The sequence below is a fragment of the Cryobacterium sp. TMN-39-2 genome (genome assembly GCF_004402745.1).
Classification (GTDB): Bacteria; Actinomycetota; Actinomycetes; order Actinomycetales; family Microbacteriaceae; genus Cryobacterium; species Cryobacterium zongtaii.
This window is the reverse complement of record NZ_SOFX01000046.1, coordinates 17,840-35,236: the sequence shown is the minus strand read 5'-3', so window position 1 is coordinate 35,236 and position 17,397 is coordinate 17,840. Positions and strand designations below refer to the sequence as shown.

The 17,397-nt window shown below is 58.2% G+C and carries 14 protein-coding genes; 12 read left to right on the top strand and 2 right to left on the bottom strand.

Annotation, left to right across the window (positions count from 1 at the left end):
• Positions 1-83 precede the first annotated feature (83 nt).
• From E3O57_RS19290 to E3O57_RS17620, 11 genes are all read left to right on the top strand, one after another.
• Positions 84-752 (top strand): WecB/TagA/CpsF family glycosyltransferase, encoded by a 669-nt coding sequence (locus E3O57_RS19290; protein WP_370290231.1) that lies wholly within the window; start codon positions 84-86, stop codon positions 750-752.
• Between the two features lie 3 nt (positions 753-755).
• Complete coding sequence (locus tag E3O57_RS17665; RefSeq protein WP_241990487.1) at positions 756-1,313, top strand: DapH/DapD/GlmU-related protein; 558 nt, start codon at positions 756-758, stop codon at positions 1,311-1,313.
• Positions 1,310-2,437 carry a glycosyltransferase family 4 protein gene (locus E3O57_RS17660; RefSeq protein ID WP_103462059.1) on the top strand — a complete coding sequence of 376 codons (1,128 nt, stop codon included), beginning with the start codon at positions 1,310-1,312 and terminating at the stop codon, positions 2,435-2,437. Before E3O57_RS17665 ends, E3O57_RS17660 begins: the two co-directional genes overlap by 4 nt.
• Positions 2,434-3,276, top strand: a complete 843-nt coding sequence (locus E3O57_RS17655; protein WP_103462060.1) for a glycosyltransferase family 2 protein — start codon at positions 2,434-2,436, stop codon at positions 3,274-3,276. Before E3O57_RS17660 ends, E3O57_RS17655 begins: the two co-directional genes overlap by 4 nt.
• Positions 3,273-4,403 carry a glycosyltransferase gene (locus E3O57_RS19285; protein WP_103478805.1) on the top strand — a complete coding sequence of 377 codons (1,131 nt, stop codon included), beginning with the start codon at positions 3,273-3,275 and terminating at the stop codon, positions 4,401-4,403. Before E3O57_RS17655 ends, E3O57_RS19285 begins: the two co-directional genes overlap by 4 nt.
• The gene (locus E3O57_RS17645) at positions 4,404-5,465 is read left to right on the top strand and encodes a glycosyltransferase family A protein (RefSeq protein WP_103478806.1); all 1,062 of its coding nucleotides are present in this window, start codon (positions 4,404-4,406) and stop codon (positions 5,463-5,465) included.
• Between the two features lie 76 nt (positions 5,466-5,541).
• Entirely contained in the window at positions 5,542-6,843 is a 1,302-nt protein-coding gene (locus E3O57_RS17640) for an O-antigen ligase (RefSeq protein WP_103462063.1), read from the top strand.
• A 110-nt stretch (positions 6,844-6,953) separates the two neighbouring features.
• Entirely contained in the window at positions 6,954-8,204 is a 1,251-nt protein-coding gene (locus E3O57_RS17635; protein ID WP_103478807.1) for a polysaccharide biosynthesis C-terminal domain-containing protein, read from the top strand.
• 2 nt (positions 8,205-8,206) lie between these two features.
• Positions 8,207-8,962, top strand: coding sequence for a hypothetical protein (locus tag E3O57_RS17630; RefSeq protein ID WP_133159720.1), 756 nt, complete (start codon positions 8,207-8,209; stop codon positions 8,960-8,962).
• Positions 8,963-9,393: 431 nt separating this feature from the next.
• Complete coding sequence (gmd, locus tag E3O57_RS17625; RefSeq protein WP_103462065.1) at positions 9,394-10,425, top strand: GDP-mannose 4,6-dehydratase; 1,032 nt, start codon at positions 9,394-9,396, stop codon at positions 10,423-10,425.
• Between the two features lie 2 nt (positions 10,426-10,427).
• Positions 10,428-11,435, top strand: coding sequence for a GDP-L-fucose synthase (locus E3O57_RS17620; protein WP_103462066.1), 1,008 nt, complete (start codon positions 10,428-10,430; stop codon positions 11,433-11,435).
• Between the two features lie 180 nt (positions 11,436-11,615).
• On the opposite strand, the gene E3O57_RS19280 is transcribed toward E3O57_RS17620, so the two are convergent.
• Entirely contained in the window at positions 11,616-13,268 is a 1,653-nt protein-coding gene (locus E3O57_RS19280) for a glycosyl hydrolase family 28-related protein (RefSeq protein WP_103478808.1), read from the bottom strand.
• A gap of 2,001 nt (positions 13,269-15,269) precedes the next feature.
• Positions 15,270-15,416, bottom strand: coding sequence for a hypothetical protein (locus E3O57_RS18830; protein ID WP_165787875.1), 147 nt, complete (start codon positions 15,414-15,416; stop codon positions 15,270-15,272).
• A gap of 100 nt (positions 15,417-15,516) precedes the next feature.
• Here E3O57_RS18830 and E3O57_RS17610 point away from each other — a divergent pair, with 100 nt between their 5' ends.
• A complete protein-coding gene (locus tag E3O57_RS17610) occupies positions 15,517-17,340 on the top strand; it encodes a DUF4012 domain-containing protein (protein ID WP_133159721.1) in 1,824 nt (607 codons plus the stop codon).
• Positions 17,341-17,397: the final 57 nt, after the last annotated feature.

The following is a 17,397-nucleotide window of genomic DNA, read 5'->3' as shown; positions in this document are numbered from 1 at the left end:
AGAGCGCCGACCTGCAACGGGTTGGCCCCGTCTCGTTCGCAGTCAGTGACCCCCAACTCGCCTGCCGACGAATTCTCGATTTGGTGCAAGAAGGGCAAGGCCGGCACGTACATCTCGCTAACGCCTACACGATCGCGCTTGCGGACAAGTCAGCCGAGTATAGGCAGGTTCTGGCAAGGCCGGCCGTGAACTTTCCCGACGGGAAACCGATCGGATGGGTATCGCGCTTAAAGCGACACTCACCCAGGCTCAGGCAGGTCCGTGGTCCCCAGCTGTTCCTAGATGTTTTCGATCAGGGACGGTCAAGCGGTGTGCGGCACTATCTACTGGGTTCTACTCCAGATGTACTGTCTCAGCTGGAGCGCCGCCTACGAGAGCTCCACCCGGGTGTCGAGATAGTCGGTACCGAGAGCCCACACTTTCGTCCCTTGTCGAAAACGGAGTATGCAGAGCAAGACGATCGAATTCGGCACAGCGGAGCGGACATCGTTTGGGTTGGCCTGGGCACTCCGAAACAAGATTTTGAAGCGATGCGTTTGGCAGAAAGCCTTCCGGTCGTGGCAATCGCAATCGGTGCTGCTTTCGACTTTGCAGCGGGCACACTCCGGGAGGCACCCCGTTGGATGACCACACTCGGTCTTGAGTGGTCCTACCGCTTGATCAGAGAGCCTAAACGGCTCTGGAGACGTTACTTGTTCGGAAACGCCCGATTCCTGAAGGCGGCAATTTTCGCGCCCACGCGGTTGGAGTAATAGGTGCTGCGTCGACTCGTTAACTGCATCATGCGCCGGATCGCTGTACGTGCCAATGTGACCATCGGTTCTGGGTTCCACGTCGGGCCGGGGTCAACCATCTGGGCACCGCAATCGCTCGCCATCGGCAAAGACGTGTACGTGGGGAAGAACGTCACGATTGAGGTTGATGGCAAGATTGGTGACGGCGTACTCTTCGCGAACCTTGCGGGACTCGTTGGGCGAAGTGACCATGATCTTCACGACCTGGGTTCCAGTGTCAGGCGAAGTCGATGGGTTGGTGATTTCCCAGAGTCCTTGAGCCGCGAGACGGTAATTGGCTCGGATGTGTGGCTCGGGTACGGCGCCATAGTCCTGTCCGGGGTATCTATTGGCGACAGCTCAGTTATTGGCTCTGGAGCGGTTGTAGTAGGGGATGTTCCCTCCAACTCCATAGTTGTCGGCAATCCGGCAAGGGTTGTGGGGCAGCGATTTAGCGAAGACGATCTTGCCCTTCACTGGGCAGCCCTGACTGCGGCCGGCCATCGAATTCTCGTGGGTCAAGTAGAGGAAGAGTCTTGAGGATCGCAATCATTCACCCGTGGCTGCCGCAGTATCGAAAGCACTTTTTCGAGCTGCTGGTCCACGAAGCGCACCGTGTAGGAGTCGAGGTGCACGTCTACTACGGCGAAACTCCGAGGGAATGGCGCGCTCGAAATGACTCAGTCTCGTCCCCGTCGGCTCGGCTCCTAAGAACTCGGTTTCTTTCGATCCGAGGACGGGACGTTTCCTACAAGGACGTACGACAACTTCGAGATGGCGGACCGTATGACCTAATTGTCGTCGAGCAGGCTGTCCGAAATATCGAAACGTATTTTCTTGTGGCTGGGCGGCGCAAGACGCCCGTCGCTTTCTGGGGTCACGGGCGCACTTTCACGGTTCGCGTGAGCCGTAGCCAGGAGCATCTGAAACAATGGCTGACACGACGTGGGCGCTGGTTTTTCGCCTATACGGACGGCGGCGCAAAAGCCGTCGTGGCGGCAGGCTTTCCAAGTGATCGCGTGACAGTTGTTCAGAACTCCATTGATACGACGGTGCTGAAACGATCAATCGATGACATCCGCGCCGAGGATATTAGTGCATTCAACAACTCGCACGATCTAAAGGGCAAAACGGCACTTTTCGTCGGCGGCTTAGACGGCTCAAAACGAATTCAGTTCCTACTCGAAGCCGGAGAAATCGCACACACGATGGACAGCGACTTCCGGCTCGTCATCGCAGGGGATGGCGATGAGCGGGAGATCGTGGAGCGTTTTCAGGTCGAGCGTCCATGGTTGATCTTCTTAGGACCAGTTTTTGGTGCCTCAAAGGCAGTTGCCATGGCGGCTTCACAAGTGATGGCGATGCCCGGTCGAGTTGGCCTCGTCGCAGTTGATGCCTTCGCCGCCCGACTGCCAGTTATAACGACTGACTGGCCGTGGCACGCGCCAGAATTCGAGTATCTAGAGGATGGGGTGAACGCTGTTGTGACAAAGGACAACGCGCACACGTACGCGACCGCACTTGATGCGGTGCTTCGGGACCACGCCCGGCTGTCTTCCCTGAAGGCGAACTGCGCGTTGGCGGGCGAGACATACAGCGTCGAGGTCATGGTCCAGAACTTCTTGCGCGGCATCCGCCGGGCTTTGGAGGTGGGGCAACAATGAATTTTATTGTGCTGATGGCTTGCCACAACAGGAAGCCTCTCACCGTTCGTGCGATCGAGCGTGCGCAGGACGCGGCGGATTTCGCTGGAATTCAGATCTCGTTCACGGTTTTTGACGACGGGTCTACCGATGGAACTGGCGCGGCGCTCGAGGCGATGCCTCAATCCATCCAGATCTTGCGCGGTGACGGAAGTGCTTTTTGGGCGAAGAGCATGGCCGTTGCCGAAGAGGTGACACTGAGATCTCCGGAGACTTCGACAGACAGCTTCCTGCTGTGGCTGAATGACGATGTCGAACTTGATCTCGGCGCGTTCCTCGCCCTAGCGGATGCCATTACTCGGAATCCCGGAGCAGTGATTGTTGGGGCAATGCGAGACCCGCTATCTGGCGACGTGACCTACTCCGGGCTGAAAAAAAGCGGGAGGCATCCGCTGAAGTTCTCGGTCATAACCCCTCAGGATGCCTGCCGGCCCGCTGATACATTCAATGGCAACCTAGTTGCTGTCCCTCACGAAACGGCGCGCCTCATTGGCGGGATCGACGGTGGGTTTTCCCATGCATTCGCGGATATCGATTACGGGTTGCGATCCGCGCGTCTCAACATCCCCATTGTGCTGGCACCCGGGACCTACGGTGCATGTGCGCGCAATGCGATTCCGTCTCGCGGGACGGTAAGGGATGATTGGGCTGCTTTCCGGGGCCCAAAGGGCGGCGGCAATTACCCGTCGCTGCGCCGAATTCTTGGAAAGAGTCACAAGCGTTCGTGGAGGCTGGTCGTTGCTGCCACCTACATACTCTGGTGGGCGCGAAGGATGCAAGTCATTGGTTCTTTGCGATGACTGACAATGTCATGAATAGGGCTGACGGCGGAGATGCTAGGCGAGATGAGAGCAACAACGTGCGAAAAATAAGGGTAATTCACTTGCTTGGGGCTCTCAACCCCAGCGGTATGGAACGGATGCTGGTCTCTGGTGCCGAACACTTCGCGCACCATGGAGTTGAGGCTCTAGTTGTCGGCCAGGGTGAAGACCATCCCTATTCAAACGAATTGAGTGCAGCTGGATACGAGGTAGTGTCCATACCCTCGGTCCGTACCCTGAAGGGGGCGGTAGCCCTCCGCCGGCTCATTAGAAGAACATCGCCGGATGTGCTCCATATACATAGTGAGGGAGGGTACGCGATCTCTACCCTCTCGACCGTATTTTGCTCGCGTGGTCCAGCAGTGATTCGAACCGTGCACAATGTGTTTACACCGATTGGGCGTACACGGCTATCGCGGCGGATTCAATCCGCAATAGGAGACGCCGTAGCTCGCTTTGTAGTGGTTCCTTCGCCAGATGTTCAGGAAAACGAGGCCCAATACGGGCGCGAAACTACGCTGATCTATAACTGGGTAGCTGACGACATTAGTGTTACCCCGCAGAATCTCCCGCAGCCGGTCGCGGATGAAACCCAGAGCGCGTTGATTGTAGGCAACTGTTCCGCGATAAAGAACCATGACCTGGTTCTCGGGCTCCTCTTTAGTGGTGGCTTCGATCTCTATCACCATGGAGACGAATCTCACGCCAGCGCGGACGAACGTGAATGGCTTGATCGGTTTAGCGCTGCCGGACGGCTGCGTTCCCGGGGTACCGCCGCCCCAACCGAGAGCTTGAAGCAAGCCTCCCTTTTTGTTATGCCCTCCACTCAAGAAGGAATGCCCGTTTCGCTCGCGGAAGCAATGACTGCGGGCCTGCCAGCGCTGGTGAGCGACGTAGCGGGCTTGCGTTGGGCAGCGACGGTCCGTCGAGTGCGACTAGTCAGCAACAATCTGGACTCTTGGTCGGCAGCGCTTGACGAAACTTCGCTTGAGAAACTGCGGATCCAAGCTGGCGAGGCTCCGCCTGACTTCAGCGCAGCAAGAGGTGTTGCTGAATACGTTCACTTGTACCGCCAGGCAGCCGACGTTGGAAGCAGTGTGCGTTAAATGCAAACGACCGAATTCCTACTCAAATCCTTCCCATTCCCATCGGGCGCGTTCGACGATGAGATGAAAATTCAGGTACACGAGGAGACCTACGGCGACTCAATCGATCCCGTGGCATCCTTCATCATCCCCGTTCATAATCAAGAGTCCATGATTGTTGGAAATCTGGAGCTGATTCGAGAACACGCGGCGCTTGATCACGAGATTGTCGTAGTCGCTGACGGTTGTACTGACGGCTCGCTCGAAAAGATCATGGGCTGGTTCGCGAAGGTCCGAGATCACCCTGCGCGAACGGTGCGCGTTGTTGTCGTGGACATCCGGGAAGGCGTATTCGAGACGCTCTCCGACTCAATCGGCATCCACCTATCGTTTTCACCTCTCATCATTGAGATCCAGGCGGACATGTCGATTCAACACCCAGGATTCGACGAGGAACTCTCCGAGGCTCTTGCATTGAACCCGGATGTCTTCGCGATAAGTGGCCGCGGGGCCCATCGACTCTCTCGACTTCCTCACTTCAGACTCAACTCGACTCGTCTCGCGAGAATGATGGCTGCCTTGGTCATGCGCATTGCAAAGTGGCGGAACGGTCGAAGAGGCACCTACATTCCCACCTTGGCGGAGTACTTGTTGTCAGACAGTATCGGGCGTGTCGGGGATCTCGTCGACCTCCCGGCTCCGGTGACTAAGTCCAATTACCTTTACGTTCACGAGACAGTCATGCGTGGTCCGCTCGCCTTCTCTCGAGACAATTACTCATCCCTCGGGGGATTCGACACTTCCGCATTCTTCCTCGGGAATGACGATCATGACCTAATCCTGAGAGCCAGGATCGAGAAGCGCCTTCTCGCTGCCTACCTGCCGATCAGATTCGATTCGCCTCTCGAAGCTGGTTCGACCAGGGCGCTCAAATCGCCGGCAGAGACGCTCAGATTTCAAGCCTTGCTGAGCCATTACGGGGCCGCCGAAAGAGAAAGCGTGCTCTTCATCCAAGGACCGAACATCCGATCCAGGACCCGATCGATTCGAAAGCTCCCGCGCGTACGGCGTGCCACCCAATGACTCTCGTTGCGCGAACACTTCATTCAGGTGCCACCTGGAACTCCAACCTGACGAGCGTGAACGGAGAGTCTTCCTTATGGGTCCTCTAGCTTTGCTTCTCGTCGCACCGGTCGCGGTCGTCGGGTTGCTGTTGCTCGCAACCCTCGTGCAGAGGCATCCAGCGTATGGCGCGTTCGCTTCCTACATCATGGTGCTCCTCCAATGGGATTTTCCCGTGCAGCTGCCGGTAATCACGCTCGGTGGCAACAATATTTTCTTTCCCGATCTGGTCGCGATCATTCTCACCTTGGTGATGCTTAATAACTCGAGAACACTATTCAGGAATCTTGGATGGGTAACCCTGCCATGGGCGCTATTTGCGCTATGCATCTTCGTGGGTGTAGCCCGTGGGATCAGTGAATACGGACTCGGTCTCGCTATCAACGAGGGGCGCTCTTTGTTGCTGCCGCTAGTTGCGACGGGATGGGCGATGTCCATCGACTGGACAGACGAAACAGCGCACAGGGTTCTTATTAGGCCTCTTCAGGTAGTTGGTTGGCTCTTAGTGGTCCTGGCTGGATACCACGCTCTTCGATACGGCCTTGGCACAGCGAGCTCGAACTTCATCGATATCGACGGAGTGGCACAATCTGGCCGTGTACTCATGCAGAATCAGGCGCTTGTACTTGGAATAGCCGCGCTTCTCGCTCTAAGGCAATGGGATACGACCGGAAACCGCAGGTACCTTCTGACTTTCGTAGCGTTCATCGCTGTTGTTGCCGTTAGTCAGCAGCGCACGGTCTGGTCTGCGGTAGCCGCTGCCCTGGGAGTATTGATGCTCTTTGGATGGCCACGCTTGAGGAGAGTGCTACTTCTCGGCGCTGTGGTTGTAGTTGTCACTGTGCTCTTTGCTCCATCGCTTCCCTTGGTGGCTGACCTCATGAAGTCCTTCGCAGATCAGACCACGTACGACGCGCGGCTTGCAAGCTGGGCGCAGTTGATTAATCAATCGGTGGCCAGCGGCCCAGTAGCAGTGTGGTTTGGTCAGCCGTTCGGTTCCGGATACGTGCGGTTGGAGCCAAACGGCCTCATTGCCACGTTCTCGCCGCACAACTGGTACCTGCTTTTGTTTCTCCGCACTGGGCTCGTGGGCCTTATTGCGTACTCCACTGCTGCGGGCTACGCAATCCTGAAGCTCCTTTCCACCCAGAAGTCAGCAGCGGCACTTTCAATCCTTGTCGCCGTCATGGTCTTCTGCTGGTCTTATGGCTTTTCGTGGACCTTCAGTGTCCCTGCCGGATGGGCTCTGACGACGGCGTACCGTGCCCAGAGATTGGCTGATAGACCCAAGATGTCGCCTCCACTCAATCTGACAAGCACAATGGTGGTGGGGAAGTGAAGCGATCACGCGGAAGCAAGAGTTCTCTGGAAGACCTGCATCAGATCGGTAGTGTGCTCCCGCTCACCGAGTCAGTCCAGCCGGCATTGGCATCTCGCAGATTCCGAGGATTGACCAGCCAGGCCATCCAGGTCACCATGGTTCTCGCGTTCTCCCAGTTGCTCGTTGCCGTCGCCTATGCGATTGGGGCTCGAGCCACAGTGCCGTCCGCCCTCGGGATAAGCCTGTCGGCGATCGCGATCGCATCGGTGGCCGCAGCGTTGGTTGACTTCGGGCTAAGCGCATTCCTCATTCGAGAAGTCGCAAGTGGCCGGTGCGACAATGCGGCAATGTACTCACGGTTGTGTCAAAGGCTTCTGTCCGCGGGCCTTGTCGGAACTGTTCTGCTCACGAGCGGCGTTCTAGTCCTCATCTCAGTTGCAGCTGATTGGGAGTTTCTTCTATGGATAGGACTGATTTTCGCGTCGTCGTTGGTCCTTCAAACTGCCCAAGTGCCCTTGCGTGCACACGGAATGCTGGGGCTCATCTCCATCGCGACAGTACTTGATCGACTCATTTTCCTTTCCGCAACCTGGGGTCTTATCGCGACGGGCGTAGGCGGAGAGCTTGCCATTCCGCTTGGACTTGCCGCCGGAATGGCATTTGACTCGGCTTTTTGCTTCGTCTCTAATGTCCGCCGAATTCCTTCGGGACTGAAACCTCGCGGTCGAGTGCGGGTGGGCCCGCCATCAGTATGGTTCACCGCGTGGCGCGGCACTCGGGGATACGGGATAGCTGCCGTTCTTGGTTCTGCGCAGCAGTTGGATGTGACTATCTTGGGGTTTTCGGGCGGCGCCGCCGCGGCGGGCGCGTACGGGGCTGTGAGCCGATGGACGACGCCTCTTTTGCTGCCTTCTACTGCTCTCACTCAAGTCGGCATGGCACACGCTCCAAAAGCGGATTCGACTCGTTTAGCGCTTTGGGGCCTACGGCGCGTGGCCTGGATACTGGTGCTTGCAGTGATAGCGAGCCTATTAGTCGCCGGTTTCGCTGGAACTATTGCGCCGGCGATATTGGGAACTCAGTATGAAGACTCATCCGCGATATTCACCGTCTTGGCCTTGTCGATCATTCCAACACTCTTTGCCCAACCACTCTCGATGGTTCTACAGAGTCGGGGCAAGGAAGGAAAGGTTGCTTGGATTCTCGGACTGGGACTCGTCCTTCGTCTGACAACGTGTCTCCTTCTCGGCGCGCAGTTTGGTGGCCTCGCCGCCGCATGGGGCGTGACGATTCAGCAAGCGGTAATCCTGTTGATACTTGTTGCTCTGGTGCTCAAAGTTGTCGTTATCGAAGGCAAGAATGAAAGAGCGGAGGACTGATCTTGTTCATTATTCTTACAGCTACCGTCACTCCACAGGTCGACGAACACATACACCTGATCGACCCCGAGCGGCGACGAGAGCAATACCGGTCGGCCATAGCAAAATGGGTGGAGCTCAGCGAGGACATGGATCTTCAGCCGTTTATCGTCGAAAATAGTGGCGAGGACCTTCCACGCCTAGTCCGTTCGGCTGTGGGCCATCGAGCTCACCGAATGCGCCATTTGGCTGTTTCACCTCCTCTGCCGTCCGTTGTCTCAATGGGCAAAGGCGCTGCAGAAGCCCAAATGCTGAACGCGGCCATACAGTCATTGGGTTCTGGGAACGAGCTCGAAATGGTGTTCAAATGCACAGGTCGTCTCTTCGTGAGGAACTTCGACCGGTGCGTTTCTCAAGCGCCTGTCCAACAGAGGACCCTGATTGCAGATATTCCCAGGAAGAACTTCAGTTGGATCGACTCGAGATTTTTCGGCGCTAGTCTCGGCGTGTGGAAGAGTGAGCTTCGCGATGTAGGCGTTTCCTCGAACGACCGGGAAGGTATCAACTACGAGCATGAACTCGCGACGTCCGTGAATAATTCGGCGGCGAGCGACAATGTCGCAGTCCAGAACTTCAGAGAAAAACCCTGGGTCGTTGGACAGTCAGGAACAACAGGGCATCTCTATGGAACAAGCTTCGTCGAGACATCCCGGCGCACAATGACGCGGCCTCTCGACCGTCTACGTCGGCACTTCCAAGCCGAATTCAAGGGGTACTGACTGCGCCAACCGTAATACGAGGTGATCCGAACACCGTTTAGGTGGATCGGGCGCGCGCCACATGCAGCTTTGAGAGACCGAATCCAGGACGCTAGCATTGGGAGTCTATGAAAATTCACCGTGACAGGCGAGGCGCTGGATAAATGGGTCTGCCACAGTTCGCCTCAGTAGGAGTGAACAACCACAACTTGCCTCAGTAGGAAGAATGAGCAGATAGTCATAAAAGCGACGGGTGTGCGCAGCTTGCCGGTGTGCGAGGTTTCCCACACTTGTGGCGACCGACCAAGTTCGTGATCGGTCGAATCGTGCGGTCTCGACTGGTCCGCTGGATCCGACAAACAGACCATTGAGTGTATGAACGGGCGTGGGTTTTCTTGCATAGCGAGAATGCTCTGTGCGTTCACCAGACATAAACAAATAAAGGGGAACACATCTTGAAGAAAGCACTGATTACGGGCATCACGGGCCAAGACGGGTCGTATTTGGCGGAACTCCTCCTCAGCAAGGGCTACGAAGTTCACGGGCTCATTCGACGCGCGTCTACTTTCAACACCACTCGGATTGACCATTTGTATGTTGATCCCCATGATCCGTTGGCGAAACTGTTCCTCCACTACGGTGACTTGAGCGATGGAAGTCGACTCGTTACCCTCCTTGCAGAAATCCAGCCAGATGAGGTCTACAACCTAGCCGCCCAGTCTCATGTGCGTGTCTCCTTTGATGAGCCGGAACACACTGGGGACACCACCGGAATGGGGACGATTCGCCTGCTCGAAGCAGTGCGGATGTCTGGCATTAAGACCCGCTTCTACCAGGCGTCATCATCTGAAATGTTTGGCGCAACGCCTCCGCCCCAGAACGAGGAAACACCCTTCTATCCGCGCTCTCCGTATGGCGCAGCCAAGGTTTACAGCTACTGGATCACAAAGAACTACCGCGAGGCGTATGACATGTTCGCCGTCAATGGGATTCTCTTCAATCACGAGTCCCCCCGCCGCGGTGAAACCTTCGTCACACGTAAGATAACCCGAGCGGTTGCAGCAATCAAAGCAGGCCAACAAGACCACGTGTATCTGGGAAACCTAGATTCTATTCGCGACTGGGGGTACGCAGCGGAGTACGTGGAAGGAATGTGGCGAATGCTCCAGGCCGACGATCCTGACGATTTTGTACTAGCCACTGGCGGCAACTTTACTGTGCGTGATTTCGTCGAGACTTCCTTCAGCCACGCAGGCCTGAATTGGGAAGACCACGTGAAATTCGACGAGCGGTACCTGCGCCCGACTGAAGTAGATGCACTTGTCGGTGACGCGTCGAAGGCCGAAGAGAAGCTCGGATGGAAAGCTACAGTCGACACGGCGGAGCTCGCCCGGATTATGGTGGACGCGGACATTCAGGCCTTGGCCTGCGAAGGCAGCCGCTGGATCGATGAAGTAAAGCTGGCCAGCTGGGGGACGAAGTAGAAATGAGTTCAGAGGATTCAGAAAATCTGGGAGACATCCGGGATCAGGTCCAGTTCACACCCCAACCTTTGAACCGAACGGCGCCGTTCTATGTCGCCGGCCATCGAGGTCTCGTGGGTTCGGCAATCTGGAGGAGACTTGAAGAAGATGGATTCACAGACCTCCACGGCCGCTCATCGTCGGAACTGGATCTGAAAGATCGAGACGCCGTTTTCGCTTTCTTCGCGGAGACACGGCCCCGCTACGTCGTGTTAGCAGCGGCGAAGGTGGGGGGCATCTTGGCAAACAGCACTTACCCGGTTGATTTCCTCAGCGACAACCTCCGTATTCAGGTGAACGTCCTCGACGCTGCGCTCGAGTATCGCGTTGATCGCCTGCTTTTCCTGGGTTCGTCGTGCATCTACCCCCGGATGGCACCCCAACCCATCACGGAGGACTCGCTGCTCACCGGTCATCTCGAACCAACGAATGATGCATACGCGATTGCGAAGATCGCAGGAATTCTGCACATCCAGGCGGTCCGGCGACAATATGGTTTGCCATGGATCTCCGCAATGCCCACCAACCTTTACGGTCCGGGTGATAACTTTTCACCAACCGGGTCGCATGTCCTGCCAGCACTCATCCGTCGATACGATGAAGCAGCCCGATCCGGCGCCGCGAGCGTCACCAACTGGGGCACTGGGAGTCCCCGACGCGAGTTTCTGCATGTGGATGACATGGCGGCGGCTTGTTTGCACCTGCTCGAGCACTATGATGGCCCGACGCAGGTCAATGTTGGGACTGGAAGTGACGTAACGATTAGCGAGATTGCAGAGACAATCGCGCGTGTAGTCGGATTCGGCGGCGAGACCCAGTGGGACTCGAGCAAGCCGGATGGCACGCCTCAGAAGCTGCTCGACGTCTCGCTGTTGGCAGACGCAGGTTGGTCGGCTGGGATCACGCTAGAAGCTGGCCTTCGATCCACGGTGCAATGGTATCGAGACAATCTTGAGTCCTTACGGCAGTAAGTCTTAGGTTGCGTTTTGTACCTGACGGCTTGATTGGGGACGCGAGTCTTTGCGTTGAATCGGAGAGGGTCCCCCATACGGGAGGCCCTCACCGGTTCTCGGTTACGAAGTCTAGGTGGCGCTGTCCCTGGCGGCGATGCGACCAATGGAGATCAGCTCACGGCGGCAACGCGCTTTTTCCTAGGCGTATGTGATCGTTCGCACCTCAATGGAGACGAGCCGTGACTCTCCGGGACGAATCTGGATACTCGAGCTTCCTGCAGTAACTGACACGACTCGTGTCGTGGCATTTCGCATTTGCCAGGCTCGGTTGCATGGCGGGAACGTCACCAACCGTTCCCGAGTAAGCGCACCACTGAACACAAAAGCGTCGCAGTCGGTTTCGTCGATGCTTATAGATCGGTTTGAATCAAGCAGAGGAACCGACCGTATGGGTGCCCATGCGGTTCCTTGATTGCAGCATCGCCGAAGTTCGTTTAGCTCCGCCCCAGCGAGTTGGTCCATCCGCACGCCGAGCTTGCGCCCGTAACTGCCCTCCTGAACTGTGTTGCGGAACGTTTTTGCACCATAGAATCGCGTGACTGAGTACGGTGCTGCGGACACCAGGGTACTGAATCGGCATCTGAGCCACACGTTGTCTGCACATTCTCTCGCAGGCGTTGACTCGACGAAAAGCGAGTACGCTCCTCCCGAGTCGTAGTTCTCACCAATGGCTACCCCGCGAATGCAGTCGCGGACATGTACATATCCATTGAATTGCAGGATGTTGTGAGACAAGCGCGCATCAGTTAAGTTCCAAAATCGAGCGCCAAATCCGCTACGTCCCAGACTTCTATTTCGTTCGATGACCGGACCGTGAACCATGGACGACCCCGTCAAGGAAATGGTTTGAGCGTTCGCGCCGAGGGCCTCGAAGGTATTGTCGGTCAGAATCGGGTATAAATGGCCTCCAGCGCACTCCAAGGCAATAGTGATGGAGCCTCTGAACCGGTTCTGGATTGAGGCCGCGCCCAAGATCGGCCCCGAAAACGAGAGATCAATCCCGTGCGCAAGTGCGCCGCACGACTCGAACAGACAATCAATAGCACCTACGTTCCGCACACGGGTGACTGTCGGATTGACGGTGTGATCTTGGATCTCGAGACCCATGCGAGCACACTCTATGAACTCGCATGACCTCGCAAAGACGTTCTCAACGCAAAATTCACCGTTGGCATTGTCAGCGACGATTTTGATCGCGTTAACTGCCCTCCTTGCAACCCTGAAGGTGCAATCGGTCCACACGACGTTCTTCAGACCGACGCTTAGGCTGTAGAAGATACCGACCGCATTGTCGGGTGCTGCGTCTACGGTGGTTATTTCGAAGTAGATGCCTTCGAAGTGCGCTTCATCTGTCTCCAGCATTCTGAAGAGAGCACTCGCTGTGTCGGAGAAAATCCGGGCACCGGGCCTTCCGCGCAGGTCGACGCCGCTGAAACTCCGAGAGATCGTCCGCGTCATTCGAAAATTCCCCGATGGAACCAGGATCTGCCCGCCCGACGCTAACGCGGCAGCGATCGCCTCAGTGTCGTCTGTGACTCCATCCCCTACGGCCCCGAAGTCTCTGAGGCTAACCCCAGTACTTTCGGTAATCCGGCTAGAGAGAGTGGTCAGGGTCGCTTGCGGCGGTTCCACCAATGTGGCGGCCGTTGCGCTATCCACAGTTTGGAATTGCGCTACTGCTCCGCCCGTAACGCCCGCCGCAGCCACTCCGGCGGCTTTCAGAAATGCTCGACGGGACTTTTGATCACTCAGACGTGTGTCTTTTCCGGTTGGCACGCGCGTTCCCTCCATTCCATTCGTCGATGCTCTGCCATCTCAAGCCAAGTCAACGGGTCATACGGCCTTCGCATTTTGGCCAAAGCAATGTAGACCTGCGTCGGGTGCTCTACTGTCGAGATCATCTCGACTTCGTGGAGCACACTGTGCACCTGTAAGTCGTGAGGCGCTGCCCAAGGCTATGCCCCCAATTAGGGTGCCACTTCGTGCTCGAGCGTCGGAGAAATAGCGAGCTCGTTCAGGCCGGGGCTGTTCCCGACGCAACGTTTCGGCGGTAAAGAAGACCAACGCGGCGAGAAGCATCAAAGCCGGGACGGTTAAGTCGGTGATCGCACCTGACGTTCAGGCTTTGTTCCCCAACGGACGCAAACCGGTTTCCGATGAGTATGAAACGCCGGGCTTCGCCGCGGTGCCGAGGTCGATGGATCCACCCGCCGGTTCGCGTTGCAGCAGGGCTAGCTGAGGAATGTCCGCGAGGGCGGGCGAGCAAAGAAGTATGGATACGTGCAGCGCGGTGCCTCTTCGGCGAACACCTGCGGGTGAATATTCTTTTCAGCGCCCTTCAGTGCGAGCCTGATCTGTCTCTATTCGTCGACTAGGCCGGCCGCACAATTGACTTGCTCGGCGCGATTGTGGGCCGGTTTGGGCGCACGTACTTGGTTGCCGCGGTCCCGTGCCCGTGTCCAGGGCGGGTGGGCGCGGGTGAAGCGGAGAGCGGGATTACCGTGACCCGTGACGAGTATTGCCTCTCGGAGGCCACGGGTGTGACATGCCCGGTCGAGGAGTGCGGCGGCGCGGTTGTCGCGGCGTTTGATCCACCCCGCGATGACGTGGCTTGCGCGGTCTCGGGTGGGCCAGAAGCGGCGGTTGGAGAACTCGGTTATCGGGGGCGCGAAGAAAGGGTTATGCCATGGAGTTGTCCCAGCGAATCCCATATATCCCCTGGACCGGGAAATTCCGTTCTACGGCAGCGAGAGGGTGATCGGACCCCGCGCATCTTGGGTGTCGAGACTGGGTGCGGCATTTTATGTTCCTGCGCGCTACGCGGGCAACTCGCCAACCGGAAGCGGCTCGACCCGTGTGGCCAGACGCAGGGCGCCGGTGCGCCGCTCCGGGGGCNGATGCGGGGCCGGTTGAGGAAGCGACGAGCGGTCTGCGGTGCCCATCGCATTCCTTAGTCTACTCGGCGAAGGTAAACAGGGGGGGGGGCAAAATGGCGGTGGTTCGTGCCGGTTGGCACACCGCCCAGGCGTCCGGTGAAGCGATGGTTGCCTAGTCGGGAGCAGGCCCCATCACGGGTCACAATGACCGCTGTCTGTCGGAGCCGGTCGAGCGTTGCGGAGACAACGAGAGATATCTAGCGCCGCGGAAATGCTCTCGGGCGAGTGCGGTGGGCAACGCGGGTGCGGTAGTAAAGCTTCCCAAGTCCCAGCATCAGGATGAGGGTCAGGCTTCCGATCAGCGCGACGACTGCGAGGGGGGCTGACCCGGAGCCTTCGGACGGGTTCGCGTACTCCACCTTCTCGAGGTCGAGACCGACTTTGGGGGTCGATGAGGGTGTTGGTGTGGCGGTGTTTGGAGTCGGCGTTACAGGTGAAGCCGGCCCTTCGGGTGCGGGCGAAGGAATCGCTGCCGGCGCCACCCCTTCTTGCTGCGTTTCCCTGCCGCTAACGTAGCGTGAGGAGCCTCCACTGAATTCCTGGGCCGGATCAGTTGTCATGGCCGGTTCTTCTGATGGCGGTTGGGCTGGAGCAGCTGGTGGCTCATTGTCGACGGGCGTGTTGACAGGTTCTTCTAGAATCGGGGGCACGGAGGTGCTTGGCTCCTCGGTCGGGTCGGGAGCTGGCTCCTCAGACGGCGGCACGACGGGTTCTTCGGTTTCGGATATGGGCGGCGACTCCTCGGCCCAGGCGCTGACGGGGGGTGCGATCGTTTCGGATGCTAGCGGCAGCGCAATTGTGGCCGCGACGATGGCAGTTGCCAAGACTATGGATCTGTTCATCATGCGTTGCGTCCCTACAGCGTCATGGTGATCGCAGCGAAGCCGACGATCGCGGCGGCGGCGGCGGCGAAACCAAGAAACGCGTATTGGAGTCCCCTGTGACTTCGCCCACGTCGAAGCAGTGCTTTGTGCCCCATCTGCTCGGGGCGAATTTTGGTCACAGTGCAGCTTACGCCGTGCGGGTTTGCGGGCGTTGCAACCCTATGCCCCCCGAACAGGGAGGCAACAACGCGAGCGCCGTTCATGCGTTAGCGTTCGTAAGTGACTGATTCAGCTGCCGATCGCAAAGTTGATGCCCGCTCTCGACCCCGGCATATGAAGCACCGCGCACGCCACTGGCTGATCACGATCGCGGTACTCGTCGGCTTGGTCATCGTGGTCGGTGCCGCCGGAGGATGGGTGGCCTCACGAGCACTGACGGCGAAGTCGGAACTGGAGAAGGCGCAGACCTTCGTCGGCACGTTGAAGACCCAGGCCGCCGCCATGGACTTTGTCGGAGTCGGCACTACTTCCGCGAAGCTCTCGGCGGCCACGAGCAAGGCTGTCGATCAGACGCAGGACCCGGTTTGGCGGGCCGCGGAGATCATCCCCATCGTCGGGGTGAATCTCACAGCGGTGCGGCAAATGGCCGAAGCGGTCGATGTCGTGGCGAAGGACGCCGTCGCGCCTATCGCTGAAGTCGCGTCTGGGTTGAGTGCGGCCTCGCTCAAGCCTGTCGACGGAAGAATCGACCTCGCACCGCTCGTGGACTTGAACGCGGCTCTCATCAGGGCGAGCACCGCACTGGACTCTGCGGCGGCATCCGTAGGCAAGATCGAACTCGACGGAACCATCGGCCAGGTCCATGGCGCCGGAACAACGCTCACCGCTATGCTCGACAGCGCAGCAACCACAGTGGGAGACGTGAGTTCGATGAGCTCCGTGGTTCCCGACATGCTCGGCGCCTCCGGTCCGCGGAACTACATTCTGATCTTCCAGAACCTCGCCGAGACGACGGCGCTTGGCGGCACTGCCGCCGCACTGACCGAGGTCACTGTCGACGCCGGGAAAATTAGCATTGCCAGGCAGGCATCGAGTCAGACCTTTCTTGTCGACGACTCCCTCCCGGCTCTGGCAGGAGATCCCAAACTCGCGGCGCTGTATTCGCCGCTGATCTACACGCGGCTGAACCTCGCAACCAGCAGACCGGATTTCCCCACCGCCGCCCAAATCACCCGGGCCTTCTGGCAGCGCGACGTGGGCGGCACCGTCGACGGCGTCATCTCAATTGATCCCGCCGCCCTCGCCTATATGCTCGGCGCTACCGGTCCGGTGACTATGAGCACCGGTGATGTTCTCTCGAAAGATAACGCCGTAGCACTCCTACTGAACGAGATCTACTTTCGATACCAGGGCAAAGACGGAGCAGACCAAACCGACGCATTTTTCGCAGAGGCGGCGAAGACGATGTTCGGGGCCGTGACGAATTCCCCAGCCGAGCCACAGGAGATGCTGAGCGCGATCACTCAGGGCGTGAACGAGCACCGCATCATGGCGTGGAGCGCGCACCCCGAAGAACAGAAGGTTATCGAAGGCACCACGTTGGCGGGGATCCTGCCCACGACAAACGAGCTCTCCACAACGGCAGGCGTTTTCTTCCGCGACACGTCGACGTCGAAGATGGACTTCTATCTGAAGACCGGTGCGACGCTCAGCACCGACGTGTGCACTGCGGCGACTCCGACCTTCACGACGACAGTGAATCTCCACTCCACCCTGACTCCTGAGGTGGGGGAAACCCTGCCAGCCTATGTGGCTAGCGGCTACTGGGGCGCAGATCTGTTCCGCACCGAGGTCTACGTCTACGGACCTCCCGGAACGACTTACGTTTCCTCCGGCGCCGCCGCGGGAGCCTCCCTGGACACCACTACCGACGACCTGGGCAGGCCTGTTGCGAAGTTCACTGTCATGCTGGCCCCCGGGCAAACCAGTGAGGTTGCGGTCACTTTCTCCGGTCCGGAGGCCACCTACGCTCCGCCAGAACTTCGAACTACCCCGATGCTGAACCCCACCACAGTCGCTGTGGATGCCCCCGGCTGCGGGTAGCACACCGCCGCACGGGACCCTCGTGGCATGGCCGATAGACTCTGGACCATGGGTAAT